Origin of the sequence: Mesorhizobium hawassense, assembly GCF_003289945.1 — a bacterium.
In the GTDB taxonomy this organism is placed as follows: domain Bacteria; phylum Pseudomonadota; class Alphaproteobacteria; order Rhizobiales; family Rhizobiaceae; genus Mesorhizobium; species Mesorhizobium hawassense.
In genome coordinates this window covers 1-21,139 of the sequence record NZ_QMBP01000014.1, presented here as the reverse complement: position 1 = coordinate 21,139, position 21,139 = coordinate 1, and the positions used below count along the sequence as shown (strand labels likewise).

The window sequence follows — 21,139 nt, the reverse complement described above, 5'->3', positions numbered from 1 at the left end:
CCGGACGAGCAAAATCGGCCGACCGCAATGAAAAAGGGCCGCCGAATGGCGGCCCTTTTTCTTACTGTCGAAAAGGCGCGATACCGCGGCCTATTACGGAGCCGTGGCGCCGTTGAGGGTGGCGGCGATGTTCGCGAACTTGGCGTTCAGCGCGCCGCCGAGCTGGGTAGCGCCGACCATGATGGCGAGCGCGATGAGAGCGGCGATCAGACCGTATTCGATAGCGGTCGCGCCGGATTCGTCCTTCACAAAACGTGCAATGAGATTAGACATTCGAGAGCTCCTACTCCACGTGTTACAGCACTTCCGTCAACTTCTCTTTGCGGGTTGATCGGATGCTGCAAATCTAGGGAGAAGCCCTTTCAATCGGCTTAATAAACAGCCTTACCGATTCCTTTCCCGTGGTGAACGCGTTGTGTGGTTAACCGCCGCCTAAGCATTGTCGGCCAGCCTGTGACCCCAGCAAAACGGCGCAAACCGGCGGCTCCCGCAATATTGCTAAAACTGCGGGTAGCATCGATGCATGACGCATGGGTCAAGCCGATCCTTCATCATCGACAGACCCTGTTTAACCGTTGGTTCACCAATCTCGTTCATGTTCCGTTGAAGAATCTGCCCGCCGGGAGCGCTTCAATGACCTTGCCGAGATCGCTGTTTTCTGCCGCCGCGCTGCTGGCAACTGCCGCCTTGGTCATGCCGGCCAGCGCCGGCGCGGGCATAGAAGTCACCATGAACCAGGCAAAGATCGTAAAATTGTCGCGCGGGGCCGACACGGTCGTCATCGGCAATCCGGCGATCGCCGATGCCTCGGTTCAGGATGCCTCGACCATCGTCCTCACCGGCAAGGGCTTTGGCGTCACCAATCTCGTCGTGCTCGACTCCGACGGCAGCCCGATCATCGATGAACAGGTGACCGTGGTGCGGCAAGCTGCGTCCTCCGTGCGCATCTACAGGCGCTCCGAGGTCCAAACCATGTCCTGCACGCCCTATTGCGAGAGCGCGTTCAAGAGCGAGGCCGAGAAGGCCTCCGAATCTGAAATGAGCGCCGGGCACTGAGCCCCAGCGAGGGCGGAACCCGCAGGCGTTAAAGACAGCTTAAGGCTTGCCCGACGAATTTAACGATCATCCAAACCGGAACTCAATGGGTTTTCGCTAACCTCGCCGCCGGTACCGAAATGGGGATCGGCAGGAACATAAAATGACCAAGGATGCCACATCCGGCAACGGCACGGACCGCAAGGCGCGTGCCAAACCCCGCCCCGGCTTCTTCAGTGACAGGCGCGGCAGCACGGCGATGGAATTCGCGATGCTGGCCATTCCGTTCGCCCTTCTCGTCTTCGCCATCCTCGAGAGCTGCATTTCGTTCGCCGGCCAGGAGGTGATGGCCAACGTCACCGACGACGTCGCCCGCCAGTTGCGGACCGGACAGTTGCAGAAGACGAACGTCACCGAAGCTTCCATCAAGCAGCTGATCTGCAGCAGGCTCGAGATCATGGTGGCTCAGGGCTGCCCGGGACTGCTGGTGGACCTGCGCGAATATCCGACCTTCGCCGACGCCGCCACGGCCGGCTTCAAGATCGTGAACGGCGACATCGTGCTGGTGCAAGGCACCAACTCGATGACCTTCACGGTTTCGCCGGGGTTGGCGGAGTCGATCAACATGTTGCGGGTGTTCTACAAATGGCCCGTGATGACCGATTTCCTCGCCAAGTCGATGGCCAATCTGAAGGATGGCAACACGCTGCATTTTGCATCCGTGACCTGGCAGAACGAACCATTCGACGACAATTGAGACTGGCCGACGGCCAAGGCCGCGGCGTGGAGGACGATATGCATAGTGCGGGGGCACTCCGGGGGATTTCGGCGAAGGTGGAGCGGTTTTGCCGCGACCGCCGCGGCGTCGCGGCGATCGAGTTCGCCTTTATCGTGCCGGTGCTGCTGATCATGTATTTCATCACGATGGAAGCCTCGCAGGCCATCGAGACCAGCAAGAAGGTGAGCCGCATCGGCAGCATGGTGGCCGATCTCGTCACGCAACAGCAGACGGTCGTGAAGGCGAACCTCGATGCGATCATGCAGATCGGCACGTCGACGCTGCAGCCCTATAACCGCTCCACGCCGTCGATCATCATCACTGCCATCCAGATCACTGACGAGGCAACGCCGAAAGTACAGGTGGCATGGTCACGCAAGGTGGTGGGCACCACCTACAGCGCCGACGCGGCCGTGGGCAGCATCGCCACGGTGCCGGCGACGTTGAAAATCCGCAACACCTTCCTCGTGCGCGTGGAAAGCGACCTCGGCTATAAACCGATCATCACCTGGTCCGCCAGCAATTCGCAGACGCTCGGGCTGACCTCCGCTTTCAGCAACATATCGATGAGCGAAACCTATTACCTGCGGCCCCGCCGGAGCCCGACGATCCCCTGCAGCGACTGCTGACAGCTTATTCCTTTCCGGCAGTTTCCCGTTCCACGATCGCCAGAGCCATCGCATAGTCCTTCGGCGCGGCCGGCACGAAGCCACCGGAATGCGTCGATTCCAGCAGGTCGTACACGTCAGGCGTCTGGGACTTGAGATTGGTCAGGAAAACCGTCAGCCGGCGCTTTGCCTCCGGATCGAGATCGCTGCGGACGGCGTGCGGGCCGTAGCGCAACAGGCCCGAAGTCCATAACACCCGAAGCGACGCGCCTGGGATGCCGGCAGCCTCCAGCCGCGCGACCGTGCCGTCGGTATGGGTGGGCTGGCCGTTGGCATCGGCCGGCTCCCAACCGAACAGGCCGTCCGCTTCGCCGCCGCTCAGCATCCTCTCGGCCGCCGTGGCCGAAACGGCGCGCGCCAGGAAGGGCGAATCCTGCGTGATCTTGACGCCTTCGGCCGACAACGCCGCCAGCGGCAGCAGCGCGCCGCCGACATTTCCGGCCGGCGCCATCGCGATCCGGCGCGAAGCGATTGCCGCAAGGTCGGGGAGCCTGCCGTCGCGCGTCACCAGGACGGAACGGATGCCGACGGCACCGTCGGCGTCGACGGGCGCGACCAGCGGCTCGACGCAGCCGCAGCGCTCCGAGGCCGTGGCATAGGCGAGCGCCGAATAGACCGCGTATTGCACGCGCCCGCTCGCCTGCGCCTCGATCAGCGCCGCATAGTCGCGGGCAACGACGAATTCGACCTTCATGGCGAGCGCATTGGCATAGGCGTCCGTCAGGCGGGCGAGGCCGGGAATCGTGTTGCCACCGCCCGGCTCGGCGACGATACCGATGCGGAACGTGCCGATATCGTCACGCCAGTCGGCGCGAGCGGGCCAAGAGGCCGCGCCGAACGCCGCGAGAGCGACCGCGCATACCTTCGCGACCTGCACTGCCGCGGTTTTGCCGCGCCTCGCCATACTTGCCTTGCCCCCCGCCGGATCCGCGTCTCGCCGCAACTATGGCGCGAAGCGGTTGCGGTTTGGTTTCCGAATTGCCAACACCCCCGACGAACCTTATGTCTGGCAGCCAACACTGACAACAATGATACCCATGGCGCGCGCTTTCCTGTTCGTTCTCGATTCTTTCGGCATCGGTGGCGCGGCCGACGCCGAACGCTATGGCGATGCCGGCGCCGACACGTTCGGACATATTTTTCAGGCCTGCGCCGATGGTCGCGCCGATCGGCAAGATTTGCGCAAAGGGCCGCTTGCCGTGCCCAACATGATGTCGCTCGGGCTTGGCCGGGCAGCGCAAACCGCAACCGGAGTGAGAGCAAGCATCGATACACCGTTGATCGCCTCAGCCTTCCATGGCGCCGCCCAGGAAGTGTCGAGCGGCAAGGACACGCCCTCCGGCCATTGGGAGATCGCCGGCCTGCCGGTGCGCTTCGACTGGGGCTATTTCCCCGACACGGTACCTGCCTTTCCGGCCGAGCTGACCGACGCGATCATCCGCGAGGGCAAGGTGCCGGGGATCCTCGGCAATTGCCATGCACCGGGGACCGAGATCATCGAGCGCTTCGGCGAGGAGCACATCCGCACCGGTAGGCCGATCTGTTACACTTCGGTGGACTCCGTGTTGCAGATCGCCGCGCATGAAACGCATTTCGGCCTCGACAGGCTTTACGCGCTCTGCCTGACGGTGCGCCGGCTGGTCGACCCCTTGAAGATCGGGCGGGTGATCGCGCGTCCCTTCGTGGGTGAGACACTCGCCACGTTCCAGCGCACCCACAACCGCCGCGACTATGCGGTGCCGCCGCCGGAGCAGACCCTGCTCGACCGGCTGACCGGCCGCGGCAGCAAGGTCATCGCCGTCGGCAAGATCGGCGACATCTTCGCCCATCGCGGCATCTCCGAGGTGCGCAAGGCCGGCGGCAACATGGCGATGTTCGACAAGGCGCTCGGCGCCATGGACGACGCCGGCGAAGGCGACCTGGTCTTCGCCAATTTCGTCGATTTCGACACCGAGTTCGGCCACCGGCGCGACGTCGCCGGCTATGCGGCCGCGCTCGAGGCTTTCGATCGGCGGCTGCCAGAGGCGCTGTCGCGGCTCAGACCCGGCGATCTTCTCATCCTCACCGCCGATCACGGCAATGACCCGACCTGGCGCGGCACAGACCACACCCGCGAGCGCATTCCGGTGATCGGCCTAGGCCCGGGGCTGAAGGGCGGCGACCTCGGGCTGCGGCCAAGCTTCGCCGATATCGGCGAGACCGTCGCGGATCACCTCGGCCTGGCGCCTGGCCGTCATGGCACTTCCTTCCTTCCAACGATAGGCGGCCATGCCAGAACTGCCTGAAGTCGAAACCGTCCGGCGCGGACTGCAGCCGGTGTTGGAAGGGGCGCGGCTCGTCAAGGTCGAGACGCGCAGGCCCGACCTTCGCTTTCCTTTTCCCGCGCGCTTTTCGCAGCGGCTTACCGGCAAGACCGTGACGGCACTTGGCCGGCGCGCGAAATACCTGACGATGCATATCGAAAACGGTCCGATACTGATCTGTCATCTCGGTATGTCGGGATCGTTCAGAGTCGAGGCCGCAGGCAGCAGCGACACGCCCGGCACCTTCCATCACGAACGTTCGAAAAGTGCCGCGCACGACCATGTCGTGTTCGACGTCGTCTCGGAAAAAGGTGAGCCATCGCGCGTCATCTTCAACGACCCGCGCCGCTTCGGCTTCATGCTGTTTGCCGAAGGAGCGCCGGACACCCACCCAATGCTGGCGGGGCTCGGCATCGAGCCAACCGGCAATGCGCTTGACGGCCCCCTGCTCGCCTCGCTGCTGAAGGATCGCCGATCGCCGCTCAAGGCGGCGCTACTCGACCAGCGGCTGATCGCCGGGCTCGGCAATATATATGTGGCGGAAGCCTTGTGGCGCGCTGGCCTGTCGCCGCTGCGCGAAGCCGGCACCCTTGGCGGTTCGGGCAAGAAGGCGAAGGAGCAAAGCGAGCGCCTTGCCGAGGCGATCCGCTCGGTGATCGCCGATGCGATCGCCGCCGGAGGCTCGTCGCTTCGCGACTATGTCCAGGCCGACGGATCGCTCGGCTATTTCCAGCATTCCTTCGCGGTCTATGATCGCGAAGGGGAGCCATGCCCGAAGCCGGACTGCCGCGGCCATATCGAACGCATCGTGCAAAGCGGCCGCTCGACCTTCTATTGCCGGACCTGTCAGCGGTGAGCTAGACCGGTCTCGCCCAAGAGAAGCGAGGAGACATGAACGCCATGACCTATGAAACCATTCTCGTGGAGACACGCGGCAAGGTCGGGCTGATCACGCTCAACCGGCCGAAGGCGCTCAACGCGCTGAATTCGCAAGTGATGGCGGAAGTCGTGGCGGCGGTGAACGCTTTCAATGCCGATGCCGGCATCGGCGCGATGGTGCTTACCGGTTCGGAAAGAGCTTTCGCCGCCGGCGCCGATATCAAGGAAATGCAGGCGATCGCCTTCGTAGACGCCTACACACAGGACTTCTTCGTCGGCTGGGAGGAACTCACCCGCGCGCGCAAGCCCATCATCGCGGCGGTCGCGGGCTATGCGCTCGGCGGCGGCTGTGAGCTGGCCATGATGTGCGACTTCATCATCGCCGGCGACAACGCAAAATTCGGCCAGCCCGAAATCACGCTCGGCGTCATGCCTGGCATGGGCGGATCGCAGCGACTAACCCGCTTCGTCGGCAAGTCGAAGGCGATGGACATGTGCCTGACCGGGCGGATGATGGACGCTGCCGAAGCCGAGCGCTGCGGACTGGTCTCGCGGGTGGTGCCGGTGGCCGAGCTGCTCGAGGAAGCGCTGAAGGCGGCGGCGAAGATCGCCGAGTTCTCACTGCCTTCGGTCATGATGACCAAGGAGGCCGTCAACCGCGCCTACGAGACGACGCTCGCCGAGGGGCTGCGCTTCGAGCGCCGCCTGTTCCATTCGCTGTTCGCGCTCGACGACCAGAAAGAAGGCATGGCCGCCTTCGTCGAGAAGCGGAAGCCCAATTTCACCAATCGCTGAGTGCGTCGCGCGGAGGTGAATTTCTCTTGATGCGTGTCACTTGCCCGAAGCCGCTTGCACTTTTGCGGCGACACGCATCGGGCTTCCAAAAAGACCGCAAAGCGGCGTTGACGCGCCGGAAAAGCTGAACTATAAGCCGCACCAACCGAGGCGGCCCGTGGCTGCCCGTTTGTTTTTTGCGCCCCGCGACATCGCTGGCGTTCACCAGATCAGAAGAGAGGCATCATGGCCAATACTTCCTCGGCCAAAAAGGCTACGCGCAAGATCGCCCGCCGCGCCGCGGTCAACAAGAACCGCCGCTCGCGCGTGCGCACCTATGTCCGCAAGGTCGAAGAGGCGCTGGCCGCCGGCGACAAGGCCGCGGCGGTCGAAGCCTTCAAGGCCGCGGAGCCGGAATTGATGCGCGCCGCCACCAAGGGGGTCGTCCACAAGAACACGGCTTCCCGCAAGGTTTCGCGGCTGGCGCAGCGGGTCAAGACGCTGTCGGCCTGACCGACTCCCTCTTTCACTCCATCGATACTGAACCCGGCCGTACAGGCCGGGTTTTTTCGTTTGCCGGCAAGTACTTAAAAAGTTTGCTCGCAAGCTGCACTTGTGACGCGATTCCAATGCCGCTAATGTTTTGCCGGCATATACAGCGCCGCTTATATCTGCGCGCCTCCGCTGCGGCAGTTGCCCAAATTCCCCTGTCAGAAAATCTTCATCTTTTTCAAAGGCTTACAAGCGGTCATCCACAGCTTGTTCAACTCATTGCCGGGCCGCGGGGGAGAAGTAGCTGTCAAGAGAATTATTTCAAAATATTTCGTTTCGGGCGGCCTTTTTCATATTCGCCGGAAAAGGGTTTGAATCACAATGGCTTTGTCAAAACGTGCCGCAGCGGCAGCCGATTTCAAACCCAACTCGGTAACCAGATTCGTTAAAAATCCGTTAGACGCGGCCTTGCCCTATCCACAGCGATTTCGGTAATGTCCATCCATCGAAGGGACGGGCTCTTGGCCCCTGACCCAGCCTGAATCGGCCAGCAAAAAATGGCAGAATTCATGACGTGGAGCAATTCCGCGTATGGCTTGGTTTGTCTCTTCGGTGCGGGTAGGGGACTGGCGTAATTGTACATGGCAGTCGAGGTCGCGCCGGCGGTTTTGCCGGACGGTATCGTATTGTCTTGATGTGCTCAGCAAGCCGGCTTGGCAGAGCCGGCAACGGTTCCTTGCGCGAAGTTGTTTGCCATCACCGGCGGCGGCGGTGGCAAACAACAATGAGGTCGCCGGATCAAGAGTGCAGGAGGCGCACTCCCGGTGGAACGAGGTACGAGAGCGAAGGACTTGATGATGCAGAGCGGCATTGAAAGGGAGATAGCGGGCGAACTCCCATTTCCAGCAACTTTTGCCGGAGGGGACGGCGTGGCGGCATCCAACGACGCGGAACAGAAGTTCGAACGGGTCAAGACCCAGCTGAAGGCGCGTCTCGGGGCCGAGGTTTATTCGAGCTGGTTCGGTCGCATGAAGGTCGCGGAGGCCTCCCGCGGCATTGTCCGCATCTCCGTACCCACAGCCTTCCTGCGGTCCTGGATCAACGGCCATTATCTCGAGCTCATCGCCGAGCTGTGGCGGCATGAGGATCCGGAGGTCCTCAAGATCGAGATCGTCGTGCGCACCGCGACGCGCCAGGGGCGCAACCCTGTCGAGCCGGAAATCGCGCCGGCGCGCAAGATGATGACCAAACAGACGCACACCGCGCTCGCCAACGGCACCGCGAGCACCGGACGGGTGGAACAGCGGGCGCCGGCGCCCCGCCAGGGCGCTTCCGCGGAACCGGAGTTCCGCCACAATGTGCTGGGGTCGCCACTGGACCCGCGCTACACCTTCGCTTCCTTCATCGAAGGACCGTCCAACAGGGTGGCCTTCGCGGCGGCGAAGGCCGTAGCGGAATCGCAGTCGAGCGCGGTGCGTTTCAACCCGCTTTTCCTGCATGCGACCGTCGGGCTCGGCAAGACGCACCTCCTGCAGGCGATCGCGGCGGAATCGCTGCGGCACAATCCGAAGTCGCGCGTCGTCTATCTGACGGCGGAGTACTTCATGTGGCGCTTCGCCACCGCGATCCGCGACAACAATGCGCTGACGCTGAAGGAGCAACTGCGCGACATCGATCTCCTGATCATCGACGACATGCAGTTCCTGCAGGGCAAGTCGATCCAGCACGAGTTCTGCCATTTGATCAACATGCTGCTCGACAGCGCCAAGCAGGTCGTGGTCGCGGCCGACCGGCCGCCGTCGGAACTGGAATCGCTGGAGCCACGCGTGCGTTCGCGCCTCAATGGCGGCGTGGCGCTGGAAATGTCGGCGCCGGATTTCGCCATGCGGCTCGGCATGCTGAAGCTGCGCCGCGCCACCGCCAAGACCGATGACACCTCGCTCGACATCTCGGACGAGATCCTGGACCATGTCGCGCGCACGGTGACCGGCAGTGGCCGCGAGCTCGAAGGCGCCTTCAACCAGCTTCTGTTCCGCCAGTCCTTCGAACCGCAGATCACCATCGACCGCATCGACGAGATCCTCGGCCACATCTACCGCTCGGGCGAGCCGAAGCGGGTGCGCATCGAAGACATCCAGCGCATCGTGGCGCGGCACTACAATGTGTCGAAGACAGAACTTCTGTCCAACCGTCGCACGCGCACCATCGTCAAGCCGCGGCAGGTGGCGATGTACCTGTCGAAGGTGATGACGCCGCGCTCGCTGCCGGAGATCGGACGGCGCTTCGGCGGCCGCGACCACACGACCGTACTGCATGCGGTGCGCAAGATCGAGGACCTTTCGGGCGGCGACAACACGCTGGCGCAGGAACTCGAGCTGCTGAGAAGGCTGATCAACGACCAGGCCTGAGCGGGCGCCAAAATAGCCGGCGACGAGCTTCGTCGGCTTTATCCCCAGAAAGCCCGCGCAACCGGCCGGAACCGGTGGCGCGGGCTTGCGTTTGCGGGCTTTTTACTGTCAGTTTACGGAGATTCTGAAGCCTTTCAGAGCTTTCGCGGGATGCCGCTCCCTGGTAACCCGCTCATTCATTGAAGCGAGCCTGTTTCGTCATGCGTGTTATCCTGGAACGGTCAAATCTCCTGAAGTCCCTCAACCACGTCCACCGCGTGGTCGAGCGGCGCAACACCATTCCGATCCTGTCCAACGTGCTGCTCAGCGCCGAGGGCGCCAGCCTCGAGATGAAGGCTACCGACCTAGACCTCGAAGTGACGGAGGCGACGCCGGCCAAGGTCGAACGCGGCGGCGCGACGACGGTGCCGGCGCATCTGCTCTACGACATCGTGCGCAAGCTTTCCGACGGCGCCGAGGTGATGCTCAAGACGGACGAAGACGGCAATGCGATGACCGTCACCTCCGGCCGCTCGAGCTTTCGCCTGCAGTGTCTGCCGCAATCCGACTTCCCGGAGCTTTCGGCCGGTTCGTTCTCGCATATCTTCCGGCTGGAATCGGCGGCGCTCAAGGGGCTGATCGACAAGACCCAATTCGCCATCTCCACCGAGGAGACGCGCTATTATCTCAACGGCATCTTCCTGCACACCCATGAGGTTGGCGGCAAATTGAAGCTGCGCTCGGTAGCGACCGACGGACACCGCCTGGCGCGCGCCGAGATCGACGCGCCGGCAGGCTCCGAAGGCATGCCGGGCATCATCATTCCGCGCAAGACCGTGAGCGAGCTGCAGAAGCTGGTCGACGATCCGGATGTGGCGGTAACCACGGAACTGTCGGACACCAAGATCCGCTTCACCATCGGCAGCGTCGTTTTGACCTCGAAGCTGATCGACGGCACCTTCCCCGACTATCAGCGCGTCATTCCGACCGGCAACGACAAGAAGCTGATCATAGATCGCCAGAGTTTTGCCGCGGCGGTCGACCGCGTGTCGACCATCTCCTCCGAACGCGGCCGGGCCGTGAAGTTGTCCATCAATGACGGCCAGCTCACTTTGGCCGTCAACAACCCGGATTCGGGCAGCGCCACCGAGGAACTGGCGGCGGACTATTCGTCGGACCCGATCGAGATCGGCTTCAACGCCAAATACCTGCTCGACGTCGCGGCCCAACTCACCGGTTCGGAAGCCAAGTTCATGCTGGCCGATGCCGGCTCGCCGACGCTGATCCACGATATGGCCGACGAGACCGCGCTCTACGTGCTGATGCCGATGCGGGTCTAGGTCTCTTTGTCGACGCAATTCCGGACGGAAAACCGCCGTGCACTTTTCCCGGAATTGCGCTTTTGCCTGTCGCAATTCCGGACGGAAAACCGCCGTGCACTTTTCCCGGAATTGCTCTAGCGAGCCTGATGTGTCGCCGTGACCGCGGATGCGAAACAGCTTCGACAGCAAAGCTACCTGAGTAAGTTAACGCTTACGAACTTCCGCAATTACGCGGCGCTGTCGCTCGACCTTGCGCCCGGCGCGGTGGTGCTGTCGGGTGACAATGGCGCCGGCAAGACCAATCTCCTGGAAGCGATCTCGTTCCTGACGCCGGGCCGGGGCTTGCGCCGCGCGCCCTACGCGGATGTGGCGCGCGAGGGCGGCGACGGCGGCTTCGCCTTGCATGCGCGCATCGACGGACCCGAGGGACAGGTCGAGATCGGGACCGGCATCTCCGGCGGCGATGCCGCAGGAGAAGGCGGCAGGAAGGTGCGGATCAACGGCGCGCCGGCGCGATCGGCCGAGGATATGCTCGAATGGCTGCGGATCGTCTGGCTGACGCCGGCCATGGACGGGCTGTTTCCCGGACCAGCGGCCGACCGGCGCCGCTTCCTCGACCGGCTGGTGCTGGCGATCGACCCAGGCCACGGCCAGCGCGCGCTCGACTACGAGAAAGCCATGCGCGGCCGTAACCGACTGCTTACGGAAGGCTCTCGCGACGGCGCCTGGTTCGACGCGATCGAGACGCAGATGGCCGAGACCGGGGTGGCGATCGCGGCGGCCCGGGCCGAGCTGGTGCGGTTGCTTGCCGCCATGATCGATAGATTGCCAGGCAGCGGGCCGTTTCCGCAGGCCGACATCAGCCTCGCCGGCGATCTGGAGAGCGAGGTCGCCATTGCAGCGGCTGTCGACGTCGAAGAACGCTTCCGCCGCTCGCTTGCCAACGGCCGCGAGCGCGACCGCGCCGCCGGCCGCACGCTGGACGGCCCGCATCGCTCCGATCTCGTGGTGCGGCACCGGCCGAAGTCGATGCCGGCTGAACTGTGCTCGACCGGGGAGCAGAAGGCGCTGCTGGTCGGCATCGTGCTGTCGCATGCCAGGCTGACCGGCGAGATGTCGGGCCTGACGCCGATCCTGCTCTTGGACGAGATCGCCGCGCATCTCGACGCGGGCCGGCGCGCGGCTTTGTTCTCCATCCTCGAGGAACTGAACTGCCAGGCGTTCATGACCGGCACGGATGCGGCCCTGTTTTCCAGTCTAGCCGGGCGGGCGCAGTTTCTGACGGTCGATCATGGCAGCGTTGGAACGACCAGCTGACTTTTGGAGAGCCCCGCGCTTAATCCGCGGGACAAGGCTTCGCCTTGCCCGTACTCGCGCTGCGGGACAAAGCCGCGCCTTGCTGCATGACAAGGCTGCGCCTTGCATGTGCATGACAAGCCCCTGCGCCGGCGATATGGTTCGGCCATGACCAGTGCCGCCCTGACCGACGAAGAGCTCGAACGCTATGCCCGCCACATCGTGCTGCCAGAGATCGGCGGCCCGGGCCAGCAGAAGCTGAAACGGGCACGGGTGCTGGTTATCGGCGCCGGCGGGCTCGGCGCGCCGGTGCTGGAATATCTTGCCGCCGCCGGCGTCGGCACGCTCGGCATCGTCGACGACGACACGGTTTCGCTGTCCAACCTGCAGCGGCAGGTGATCCATGGCGGCGACACGATCGGCATGGCCAAGACCGACAGCGCCGCGGCGGCGATCATGCGCATCAACCCCAACGTCACGGTGGAATCGCATCGCCTGAGGCTGACGGACGAGAACGCCCCTGCCCTCGTCGCCCGCTACGATGTCGTCGTCGACGGCTCCGACAATTTCGAGACGCGCTATGCGGCCGCCGATGCCTGCGCCAGTGAGAGAAAGCCGCTCGTCACCGCCGCCGTCGGCCGCTTCGACGGTTCGATAACGGTGCTGAAGCCGTTCGAGACAGGCGCCGACGGCAAGCGCAACCCCGGCTATCGCGACCTGTTCCCGGAAGCGCCGCCCGAAGGGCTGGTGCCGTCCTGCGCCGTTGCCGGAATCGTCGGCGCGCTGACTGGCGTGATCGGCACGCTCGAGGCTATGGAAGCGATCAAGCTGATCACCGGCATTGGCGAGCCCTTGATCGGCCGGCTGCTGCTCTATGATGGGCTCACGGCCCGCTTCGACACCATCCGTTACAAGGCCGTCTGAGCGCATGGACCAGACCGTCGGCATCTCCATCGTCGGCCTTCCTCCTGATTTCGGCCAATGGGACGATTTGCTCGCGCTGATCCGGCGCGCCTTCGCTTATATGGACGGCGTCATCGACCCGCCGTCATCGGCGCATCTTTTGACCGCCGACGGCCTTGGCGAGAAGGCGAAGCGGGAGACCGGGTTTCTGGCGATCGAGAACGGCCGCGTCGTCGGCTGCATCTTCGCGCTGGAGCGAGCGCGGGATTTCTATGTCGGCAAGCTCTCGGTCGAGCCGGAGTTGCAGGGTAAAGGCATCGGCACCCTGCTGATGCGGGCGGTCGAGGATCTTGCCGGCGAGCGCGGCAAGGATGCGATCGAGCTTCAGACCCGCATCGAACTGACCGCAAACCATGCAGCCTTCGCCCGGCTGGGCTTTCGCGAGACCGAGCGCACGGCGCATGCAGGCTATGACCGGCCGACCTCAATCACCATGCGCAAGGTGCTGTCTTGAGCCTCGCACTCAGCCCGCAGGAACAGGCGATCGCCGCCGGCCAGGACGGTGCAGGCATGGCGATGCGCATCGTGGCCGAAAGCGCCCGCCTGCTCGGCGCGCCACGGCTCATCCCGATCGCCTCCACCCATATCGACGGTGCGCTTTACCACGGCGATTCCGGCACGTTGTTCGCCGAGAGGCTGGTCGAAGGCGGCGCCAAGGTCGTGGTGCGCTCGACGCTCAATGTCGGGGCGCTCGACCTGATGGGCTGCTCGCGCATCCGCCTGGAAGAGCCGCAGCGCGGCATGGCGCGGCGGATGATGGAGGCCTATCGCAAGCTCGGCTGCGAGCAGAGCTGGACCTGCGCCCCCTATCAGGCCGGACACAGGCCGGCACAGGGCAGCGACGTGGCCTGGGGCGAGTCCAACGCGGTCGTCTTCTGCAATTCGGTGCTGGGCGCCCGCACCAACCGCTATGGCGATTTTCTCGACATTGCCTGCGCCATCACTGGCCGCGCGCCGGATTACGGCCTGCATCGGCCTGACAACCGCCGCGCGCGGCTCGTGTTCGACGTTTCCAACCTGTCGCCGTCCTTCCTTGCCTCGGAAATCGCCTGGCCCGTTCTGGGCAGCCTCTATGGCCGCGAGGTGGGCTATGCGATCGGTGTCGTCACTGGTGTCGCCGGCCATCCCGGCGAGGACGCGTTGAAAGCCTTCGGCGCGGCCGCAGCATCGTCCGGCGCGGTCGGCCTGTTTCACATTGCCGGCGTGACACCCGAGGCCCCTGACGTCGAAACCATTCTGGCCGAGCCGGAACCGGAGGCCGTCATCCGCGTGACGCCTCAGATGGCGGCGAAGGCGCGCGCCGGCCTGTCGACTGCCGCCTCCGCCAAAACCATAGACGCGGTGGCGATCGGCAGCCCGCATTTGTCGTCTGTCGAATTCGACAGCCTGGAGCGGCTGATCGCCGGACGCAGACTTGCAGTGCCGATCTACGCCTGCACCGGCCGCCACGCTCTTGCCCTGCTGGAGCGGGACGGTGGTCGAAAGAGGCTCGAAGCCCGCGGCGTCGTCATCGTCACCGATACCTGCGTGGTGGTGACGCCGATCATGCCGGACCTCGGCAACGGCGTTCTGATGACCAATTCGGGCAAGTTCGCGCATTACGCGCCGGGCAACACCGGCTATTCGGTGCTTTACGCCTCGCTTGCCGATTGCGTCGAAAGCGCGGTCCTTGGCAGGCCGGTCTTTACGGAGATCCCGGCATGAGCGCTCCAGCCGAAATCCTGGTGCCCGGCAAGGCGGGCGAAGGCGAGGCGCTGGTGCTTACGGCGCCGATCAGCTTCTGGGGCGGCGTCGACCCCAGGACCGGCCGCATCGCCGACGTTCGCCACCCGCAGCATGGCGAGATCATCGCCGGCAAAGTGCTGTTCCTGCCGGGCACGATCGGCTCCTCATCGGCTTCGGCGGTGCTGATGGAGCTCGTGCACAACGGCCGAGCGCCTGCCGCCCTGGTGATGCACGAGCCGGACGCCATTCTGCTGCTCGGTTTGATCGTCGCCCGGGAGATGGGTTGGGAAACGCCGATGGCGGTGCGGCTCGAACGTGGCGCGTTCGAGACCTATCGTGGATCCGCCGTAAGGGTCGCCATGGACGGCGCCGTCACCACCGGCATCTGACAGTGGCTGACCTTTTCAGGTCCTGAGCGGCAGGACGCGGTCCGGCGGGCGGTGGCCGTCGAAGAAGGCGCGGATGTTGATGATCACCTTCTCGCCCATGTCGATGCGGCCCTCGAGCGTGGCCGAGCCCATATGCGGCAAAAGCACCACCTTGCCCTTGGCGGCAAGCTTCAACAGCTTGGCGTTCAGCGCCGGCTCGTGCTCGTAGACGTCGAGACCGGCGCCGGCGATCTTGCCGTCGTGGATGAGCTTGATCAGCGATTCCTCGTCGATGATGTCGCCGCGCGCGGTGTTGACGATGTAGGCCGAGGGCTGCATCAGCGCCAGGCGGCGGCCGGATAGCAGGTGGAACGTCGCCGGCGTCGACGGGCAGTTGACCGAGATGATGTCCATGCGGGCGAGCATCTGGTCGAGGCTTTCCCAATAGGTCGCCTCCAGCTCCTCCTCGACCGCCGGCAGCACGCGGTGCCTGTTGTGATAATGGATCGACAGGCCGAAGGCCTTTGCCCGCCTGGCGACGGCCGTGCCGATGCGGCCCATGCCGACGATGCCCAGGCGTTTGCCCCAGATGCGCCGGCCGAGCATCCAGGTCGGCGACCAGCCGGCCCATTTCTTCTCGCCGGTCAGCACATTGGCGCCTTCGGCCAGACGCCGCGGCACGGCGAGCATCAGCGCCATGGTCATGTCGGCGGTGTCTTCGGTCAGCACATTCGGCGTGTTGGTGACGGTGATGCCCTTCTTGGCCGCTGCCGCGACGTCGATCTTGTCGACGCCATTGCCGAAATTCGCGATCAGCTTGAGGTTCTCGCCGGCCTGGGCGATCAGCGCGGCATCGATATGGTCGGTGATGGTCGGAACCAGCACGTCGGCTTCCTTGACCGCCGCGACCAGCTCCGGCTGCGTCATCGGCCGGTCCTCGACGTTCAGCCGCGCGTCGAACAATTCGCGCATGCGGGTCTCGACCGGATCGGGCAGCTTGCGCGTGATGACGACGAGGGGCCGTTTTTTGCCTGCCATTTTATCCCCGAAGCTTCCTCGATCAGGATGACGTTTGGTCGAATCGTCTTCCTGATCCTACTCTTTGTTGGAGCATGATCTTTTCCGAAAACCGGTTCCCACTTTTCGGGATCATGCTCTCGAAACCGATCTCGTTGAGACCTCTTTAACCAAGACCGGCGAAACTTGTAACCAGTCGCGGCATCAGCCCACTCCTGTAACAAGCGGTGTCGCCGAAGACAAAGAAAAAGGGGCGCTCATCCGGACGGACCGGCGCCGAAAGGAACGAAAGTGTCTGGTTTCGCGTCGCTTCGCCTGGCCCTCAGCGCGACCATTGTTGGCGCACTCCTTTGCGCGCCGCAGGCATTCGCGCAGAGCGCGGCCGCGCCGGCGCAGACGATAACGCTCGGCCCGAGCGGCCTGCCACTGCCGCGATTCGTCAGCCTGAAGCCGGCCCGCGTCAATTCACGCGTCGGCCCTGGCGCCAATTATTCGGTCAACTGGATGTACATGAAGGCCGGCCTGCCGATGGAAATCATCCAGGAATTCGACACCTGGCGGCGCGTGCGCGATGCCGATGGGTCGGAAGGCTGGATCAACCAGTCGCTACTGTCCGGACGCCGCACCGCGATCGTCGCGCCCTGGCAGCGCGGCAAGGGCGGGCAGGTCAACCTGCTCAACGAGCCCGACAAGGACGCCGGTGTCGTCGCCATCATCGAGCCGGGCGTGATCGGCTCGATCAAGAAATGCGACGGCCAATGGTGCGAGATGACCTTCGACGGCCATACCGGCTGGATGGCCCAGTCGCAGGTGTGGGGCGCATACCCCGGCGAGAAGTTCAAGAACTGAGGCGTGGACTCACTAAGGCGCAGCCATATCCTGATTGACGCGAGTTCGCCGACACCTCAATTTTCCTGATCTGCTAGCCTGCCTTGACCTGCTGGCCTACTCGGTCACGCACGATTCAAATTTTGCCTTTTGACCTGGAGGCAGGCGAATATCCTCCCGCGTGGTCGTTGCCACCGTGCGCGGCGATAAACATGGCGACGGCCGACCGACAATAGGATTCGATTTCGTTGTCGTCCTCTGCTCTGGCCTCATCGAAGCGTGCGATAATCAGAAGATCGGAGCCTTTGAAAAGCGCGGCAAACAAGCGGGCGGACTGGAGAGGATCGGGCACATTCAGAACCGCCTTCGCGTGCAACTGACGCAACAGGGCCTCGATTTGGGCGATGATATGGGCGGGACCGGCTTCGTAATGAAGCTTGCTCAACGACTTTTGACTCGTCATGTCGGCCATGACCATGGCTTCGACATTGCGGACATCCGGGCGCAACAGCGTGCGAAGCAGTGATGACCCCACCGCCATGAGCTGATCTTGGGCCGAACCCTCGACGCCTTCAAAAAGGGCCTGTGGTATTAATTGCTGGCAGCGGGCAGCAAACGCCGCGCCAAACAGCGCCTCTTTGTTCTCGAAGTGCCGATAGATGCTGAGCTTGGATATCTTCGCCCGCTGGGCGACCTTGTCCAATGTCGTCGCTTGAAAACCCAGTTCCGCAAAAAGTTCGCCCGCCGTGTCGACGATCCTTTGTCCAAGCGCCTCGTTGGCGGGCCGGCCGCGCCGGGCCTGGGTGTTTTTCCCGGTTACCACAATTCCAGTCCTTGACGGTATCCTAATTATTGAATTACGATACCACACAGTTCCTAAAATGTGCAAGCCAATGGATAGGCTTCAACCGGACCCAGCCGCGCCCCTCCATCAACAACACGGAGCCCATCACCATGGATGACGTCATCATTATCGGCGGCAGCTTTGCCGGACTCGCCGCCGCCCTGCAGCTAGGCCGTGCCCGCCGCAAGGTCACCGTTCTCGATACAGGCCTGCCGCGCAATCGCTTCGCCGGCCGCTCGCATGGTCTGCTCGGCCACGATCACAAGCCGCCGCTCGACATCCTGGCCGAGGCGCGGCGGCAGTTGGCGCGTTATCCAGCGATCAGGCTGGTCAATGCCCGGGCCGACAGCGTCTCCGGCGGCATCGATGATTTCTCCGTCCTCACTGGCGATGGCGAAAGCCTAAAGGCGCGCCGGCTGATCCTAAGCTATGGCATTACCGACCAGATGCCTGATGTGCCGGGCTTTGCCGAAGGCTGGGGCACGTCCATCGTGCCCTGTCCCTATTGCGACGGCTTTGAAGTCGCCGGCCAGCATTGGGGCCTCGTCTGGTCCGGCCCGCAGTCGCAAAATCAGGTCAGGCTGTTCCACGATTGGACCGACAGGTTGACGGTCTTCTCCGATGGTCACGACATTCCACCCGATATCCGAGCCGATCTGGAGCGTCGCAACACACCTATCGTTGACGGCCGGATCGCCGAAATCGCCCATCACGGGGACCATAGTGCCACCGTCAGGCTCAATACCGGCCCCGATGTGGCTGTCGACATCCTGTTCGCGCATCCGCGCAACAAGCCGTCCGCAAGCTTGCATGAATCACTGGGCCTCGCCACGCTCGATACACCTCTCGGCATCGTCCTCAAGGTCGACGAGCGCCGTGAAACCAGCATGGCCGGCGTCTATGCCGCCGGGGACCTCACCAACCCCCTCATACCCTCGGTCACCACGGCATCATGGCAAGGCGCGATGGCGGGCATCTTCGCCCAGCAGTCGATGCTGACTTGAGAGCAGAGTTTCTCCGGTCCCAATTGGCCAACCCAGCGGCGGCGCTCCAATCTAAAGCAAGGGAAGTGGGCCTCATGAATAAGACCAGTCCTGGCGTCGCCCTGGTGACCGGCGCATCCTCCGGCATCGGTCTTGCCACCGCCAAAGCCTTGCGGAATGCGGGCTTTCGAGTGTTCGGAACCAGCCGCCGCGCCGCAGCGAAGAGATCCGACGGTTTTACTATGCTGGCCTGTGACGTTACCGACGATGAGTCCGTGGCGAAACTGGTCGAGCGGGTCCTTGCCGAAGCAGGCCGCATCGACCTGCTCGTCAACAATGCCGGCATGGGCCTGCTCGGCGCCGCGGAGGAGTCTTCGACGGTTCAGGCGCAGGCACTGTTCGACGTGAACGTCTTCGGCGTCTTTCGCGTGACCAATGCGGTATTGCCGACAATGCGACGCCAAGGAAAGGGCAGAATTGTTAATCTGAGCTCGGTGCAGGGGTTCATCCCGGGTCCCTTTTTCGCGCTTTATTCATCGACCAAACATGCCGTTGAAGGCTATTCCGAATCGCTCGACCATGAACTGCGCCCGTTCGGAATTCGCGTGTCGTTGGTCGAGCCCGCCTACACCCGCACGTCCTTCGAAGAGAACCTCGCGAAGCCGGACCAGTTCCTGGCCATTTATGACATGGCGCGCGCAGCCATGAATGGAGCGGTACGGAAGGAGATGGAGAAAGGCGATGCGCCCGAAGTAGTAGCCCAGACCGTGTTGGCGGCTGCGACCGATCCGGCTCCGAAGAGGCGCTATACGGCCGGGAAAACGGCGCGTCAGATCAGCTTTCTGCGCCGTTTCGTCGCCGCTTCCGCATTCGACAAGAGCCTACGAAAGCGGTTCGGGCTGCCGGTCTGATGCAAGGATCAACCGGCGTTCGTTTCGCAGCCGGAGGGAGAGCCTAGTTAAGAGCGCCTCACGACAAGGATATGTCATGGCACAGTACGATGCCGATCGGGTCGCCGATTGGAATGACCAAAGCGGGGAACGCTGGGTCGCCCACCAGGCCCGGCTCGACGCCATGCTAGCGGTGTTCGGCCAAGCCGCGATCGAAGCCGCCGCGCCTGCGACGAGCGAGCGCGTGCTGGACGTCGGCTGCGGCGCGGGCGCGTCGAGTTTGGCACTGGCCGCCCTCGTTGGCCGGCTTGGCCAAGTGCTGGGCGTGGACATATCCGAACCGTTGATCGACCGGGCGCGCGCCCTTGCGCCACAGGATACGCCGGCCCTGTTCCGAGTGGCCGACGCCAGCAGCGCCGAGTTGCCCGAGGGCGCCTTCGACATCCTGTTCTCGCGTTTCGGGGTGATGTTCTTCGACGATCCGACGCGGGCGTTCGCCCATATCCGCCGCGCCCTCCAGCCGGGCGGGCGGGTCGCTTTCGTCTGCTGGCGCGGCGTGGCCGAGAACGATTGGATGCGCCTGCCGATGGGCGCACTTAAAGGCATCGTTCCGCCGACCGCGCCGCCCGAACCCGAAGCACCCGGCCCGTTCTCGTTCGGCGACCGGGGCCGGGTGGCGCGCATCCTGACGGCGGCGGGCTTCACCAATATCGCTATCTCGCCCTTCGATGCTTCCGTCCCGTTTGGCGAGGGAGCGACGCGGGACGCGGCGATCGACGACGCGGTGGAGATGACGCTCGAGGTCGGCCCGCTGGCGCGTACGCTCGCTGATCAGCCCGACGACATACGCGCCCGCGCCTCGGCCGCGGTTCGTGCCGCCTTCGCGGACCGTCCCGGCCAGCGGTTCGTGATGATCGACGGTGCGGCGTGGATCGTCACCGCGCGCAATCCGGCAAGCTGACAGGGATTAACGGCGGAGACACCCGCTCGGTGGATGGGGCGTCTTTGGCCCGTCAGCGGGAGGAGCCTGCGCCGATCGATATTTGGTGAATAATGCGGGATATGGCTTGCACGGGGACTTTCTTGGAAACCTACCTATTCGGCCGTGACATGGCCGCGCGGAGGTGAGAATACCCACGATATTCGATGCGCCAGAAAGCGGCCTGTATCGATAATCCAGTCTGGTCCGGACTGGCCCATCGCGACATATTGCGCTGCCGCAGGAACTCGGCCGCGCTGCGGCGGCAAAGCGGACATGGCGTGCGTCGCGCGGGGTTTATGGAGCACGCGGCCTAGGTGTGAGCTTTCAGGAGGTTGTCCATTCGGACCGGACCGAGGAGACTGGAGTTACCAGGCTTCAGCGCTCGTCGGAGGATCCGAATGAACATCCACAAGAATGCCCGTCTCACGCCGCTGCGTCGAGAGGAGATGGCGCTGGCGGTGATAGAAGGCGGTTTTTCCAAAGCCCATGCGGCGCGAACGTATGGTGTGTCGGCCAAGATCGTGGCGCGTTGGGTCGAGCGCTACAAGGCCGAAGGCAGCAAAGGCATGGCCGACCGCTCGTCGCGGCCCACCGTCATGCCGGGC

General features: G+C 63.8%; 23 protein-coding genes. 19 read left to right on the top strand and 4 right to left on the bottom strand.

Annotated elements, in window-relative coordinates:
- Nucleotides 1-93: 93 nt before the first annotated feature.
- Nucleotides 94-273 carry a Flp family type IVb pilin gene (locus DPM33_RS24945; protein ID WP_095765933.1) on the bottom strand — a complete coding sequence of 60 codons (180 nt, stop codon included), beginning with the start codon at nt 271-273 and terminating at the stop codon, nt 94-96.
- A 360-nt stretch (nt 274-633) separates the two neighbouring features.
- On the opposite strand from DPM33_RS24945, the gene DPM33_RS24940 reads away from it, so the two are divergent.
- From DPM33_RS24940 to DPM33_RS24930, 3 genes are all read left to right on the top strand, one after another.
- Complete coding sequence (locus tag DPM33_RS24940; RefSeq protein WP_112100062.1) at nt 634-1,056, top strand: pilus assembly protein N-terminal domain-containing protein; 423 nt, start codon at nt 634-636, stop codon at nt 1,054-1,056.
- A 142-nt stretch (nt 1,057-1,198) separates the two neighbouring features.
- Entirely contained in the window at nt 1,199-1,792 is a 594-nt protein-coding gene (locus DPM33_RS24935) for a TadE/TadG family type IV pilus assembly protein (protein WP_112100061.1), read from the top strand.
- A gap of 38 nt (nt 1,793-1,830) precedes the next feature.
- Nucleotides 1,831-2,442, top strand: a complete 612-nt coding sequence (locus DPM33_RS24930; protein ID WP_112100212.1) for a TadE/TadG family type IV pilus assembly protein — start codon at nt 1,831-1,833, stop codon at nt 2,440-2,442.
- Between the two features lie 4 nt (nt 2,443-2,446).
- On the opposite strand, the gene DPM33_RS24925 is transcribed toward DPM33_RS24930, so the two are convergent.
- Nucleotides 2,447-3,358 carry a phosphate/phosphite/phosphonate ABC transporter substrate-binding protein gene (locus DPM33_RS24925; protein ID WP_245442361.1) on the bottom strand — a complete coding sequence of 304 codons (912 nt, stop codon included), beginning with the start codon at nt 3,356-3,358 and terminating at the stop codon, nt 2,447-2,449.
- A 160-nt stretch (nt 3,359-3,518) separates the two neighbouring features.
- Between DPM33_RS24925 and DPM33_RS24920 the strand changes: the two genes are divergently transcribed.
- The 11 genes from DPM33_RS24920 to DPM33_RS24870 all read left to right on the top strand — a co-directional run bounded on the left by DPM33_RS24920 (nt 3,519) and on the right by DPM33_RS24870 (nt 15,011).
- Entirely contained in the window at nt 3,519-4,766 is a 1,248-nt protein-coding gene (locus tag DPM33_RS24920) for a phosphopentomutase (protein WP_112100059.1), read from the top strand.
- Nucleotides 4,750-5,640 carry a bifunctional DNA-formamidopyrimidine glycosylase/DNA-(apurinic or apyrimidinic site) lyase gene (mutM, locus tag DPM33_RS24915; RefSeq protein WP_112100058.1) on the top strand — a complete coding sequence of 297 codons (891 nt, stop codon included), beginning with the start codon at nt 4,750-4,752 and terminating at the stop codon, nt 5,638-5,640. Before DPM33_RS24920 ends, mutM begins: the two co-directional genes overlap by 17 nt.
- 44 nt (nt 5,641-5,684) lie before the next feature.
- Nucleotides 5,685-6,458 carry an enoyl-CoA hydratase gene (locus DPM33_RS24910; RefSeq protein WP_112100211.1) on the top strand — a complete coding sequence of 258 codons (774 nt, stop codon included), beginning with the start codon at nt 5,685-5,687 and terminating at the stop codon, nt 6,456-6,458.
- A 225-nt stretch (nt 6,459-6,683) separates the two neighbouring features.
- Nucleotides 6,684-6,950 carry a 30S ribosomal protein S20 gene (gene rpsT, locus DPM33_RS24905; RefSeq protein ID WP_040985913.1) on the top strand — a complete coding sequence of 89 codons (267 nt, stop codon included), beginning with the start codon at nt 6,684-6,686 and terminating at the stop codon, nt 6,948-6,950.
- Between the two features lie 836 nt (nt 6,951-7,786).
- Nucleotides 7,787-9,337 carry a chromosomal replication initiator protein DnaA gene (dnaA, locus tag DPM33_RS24900; protein ID WP_112100210.1) on the top strand — a complete coding sequence of 517 codons (1,551 nt, stop codon included), beginning with the start codon at nt 7,787-7,789 and terminating at the stop codon, nt 9,335-9,337.
- A gap of 200 nt (nt 9,338-9,537) precedes the next feature.
- Nucleotides 9,538-10,656 carry a DNA polymerase III subunit beta gene (gene dnaN, locus DPM33_RS24895; RefSeq protein WP_040994017.1) on the top strand — a complete coding sequence of 373 codons (1,119 nt, stop codon included), beginning with the start codon at nt 9,538-9,540 and terminating at the stop codon, nt 10,654-10,656.
- A 138-nt stretch (nt 10,657-10,794) separates the two neighbouring features.
- The gene (recF, locus tag DPM33_RS24890) at nt 10,795-11,955 is read left to right on the top strand and encodes a DNA replication/repair protein RecF (protein ID WP_112100057.1); all 1,161 of its coding nucleotides are present in this window, start codon (nt 10,795-10,797) and stop codon (nt 11,953-11,955) included.
- A gap of 147 nt (nt 11,956-12,102) precedes the next feature.
- A complete protein-coding gene (locus DPM33_RS24885) occupies nt 12,103-12,858 on the top strand; it encodes a molybdopterin-synthase adenylyltransferase MoeB (RefSeq protein ID WP_112100209.1) in 756 nt (251 codons plus the stop codon).
- A gap of 4 nt (nt 12,859-12,862) precedes the next feature.
- On the top strand, nt 12,863-13,351 hold the full coding sequence (locus DPM33_RS24880) for a GNAT family N-acetyltransferase (RefSeq protein WP_112100056.1): 489 nt from the start codon (nt 12,863-12,865) through the stop codon (nt 13,349-13,351).
- A complete protein-coding gene (locus DPM33_RS24875) occupies nt 13,348-14,601 on the top strand; it encodes an aconitase X (protein WP_112100055.1) in 1,254 nt (417 codons plus the stop codon). The genes DPM33_RS24880 and DPM33_RS24875 overlap by 4 nt, the downstream gene beginning before the upstream one ends.
- Complete coding sequence (locus DPM33_RS24870) at nt 14,598-15,011, top strand: aconitase X swivel domain-containing protein (RefSeq protein WP_112100054.1); 414 nt, start codon at nt 14,598-14,600, stop codon at nt 15,009-15,011. The genes DPM33_RS24875 and DPM33_RS24870 overlap by 4 nt, the downstream gene beginning before the upstream one ends.
- 15 nt (nt 15,012-15,026) lie before the next feature.
- On the opposite strand, the gene DPM33_RS24865 is transcribed toward DPM33_RS24870, so the two are convergent.
- The gene (locus tag DPM33_RS24865) at nt 15,027-16,028 is read right to left on the bottom strand and encodes a 2-hydroxyacid dehydrogenase (RefSeq protein ID WP_112100053.1); all 1,002 of its coding nucleotides are present in this window, start codon (nt 16,026-16,028) and stop codon (nt 15,027-15,029) included.
- Nucleotides 16,029-16,298: 270 nt separating this feature from the next.
- Here DPM33_RS24865 and DPM33_RS24860 point away from each other — a divergent pair, with 270 nt between their 5' ends.
- Complete coding sequence (locus DPM33_RS24860) at nt 16,299-16,856, top strand: SH3 domain-containing protein (protein ID WP_112100052.1); 558 nt, start codon at nt 16,299-16,301, stop codon at nt 16,854-16,856.
- A 115-nt stretch (nt 16,857-16,971) separates the two neighbouring features.
- On the opposite strand, the gene DPM33_RS24855 is transcribed toward DPM33_RS24860, so the two are convergent.
- On the bottom strand, nt 16,972-17,658 hold the full coding sequence (locus DPM33_RS24855) for a TetR/AcrR family transcriptional regulator (RefSeq protein ID WP_112100051.1): 687 nt from the start codon (nt 17,656-17,658) through the stop codon (nt 16,972-16,974).
- A gap of 131 nt (nt 17,659-17,789) precedes the next feature.
- Between DPM33_RS24855 and DPM33_RS24850 the strand changes: the two genes are divergently transcribed.
- The 4 genes from DPM33_RS24850 to DPM33_RS24835 form a co-directional block, all read left to right on the top strand.
- Entirely contained in the window at nt 17,790-18,683 is an 894-nt protein-coding gene (locus tag DPM33_RS24850; protein WP_112100050.1) for an NAD(P)/FAD-dependent oxidoreductase, read from the top strand.
- 74 nt (nt 18,684-18,757) lie between these two features.
- A complete protein-coding gene (locus tag DPM33_RS24845; protein ID WP_112100049.1) occupies nt 18,758-19,573 on the top strand; it encodes an oxidoreductase in 816 nt (271 codons plus the stop codon).
- Nucleotides 19,574-19,649: 76 nt separating this feature from the next.
- Nucleotides 19,650-20,513: a class I SAM-dependent methyltransferase gene (locus DPM33_RS24840; RefSeq protein WP_112100048.1), complete on the top strand. Its 864-nt coding sequence runs from the start codon at nt 19,650-19,652 to the stop codon at nt 20,511-20,513.
- 419 nt (nt 20,514-20,932) lie between these two features.
- On the top strand, nt 20,933-21,139 hold a 207-nt coding region (locus DPM33_RS24835), incomplete at its 3' end, for a leucine zipper domain-containing protein (RefSeq protein WP_146770280.1).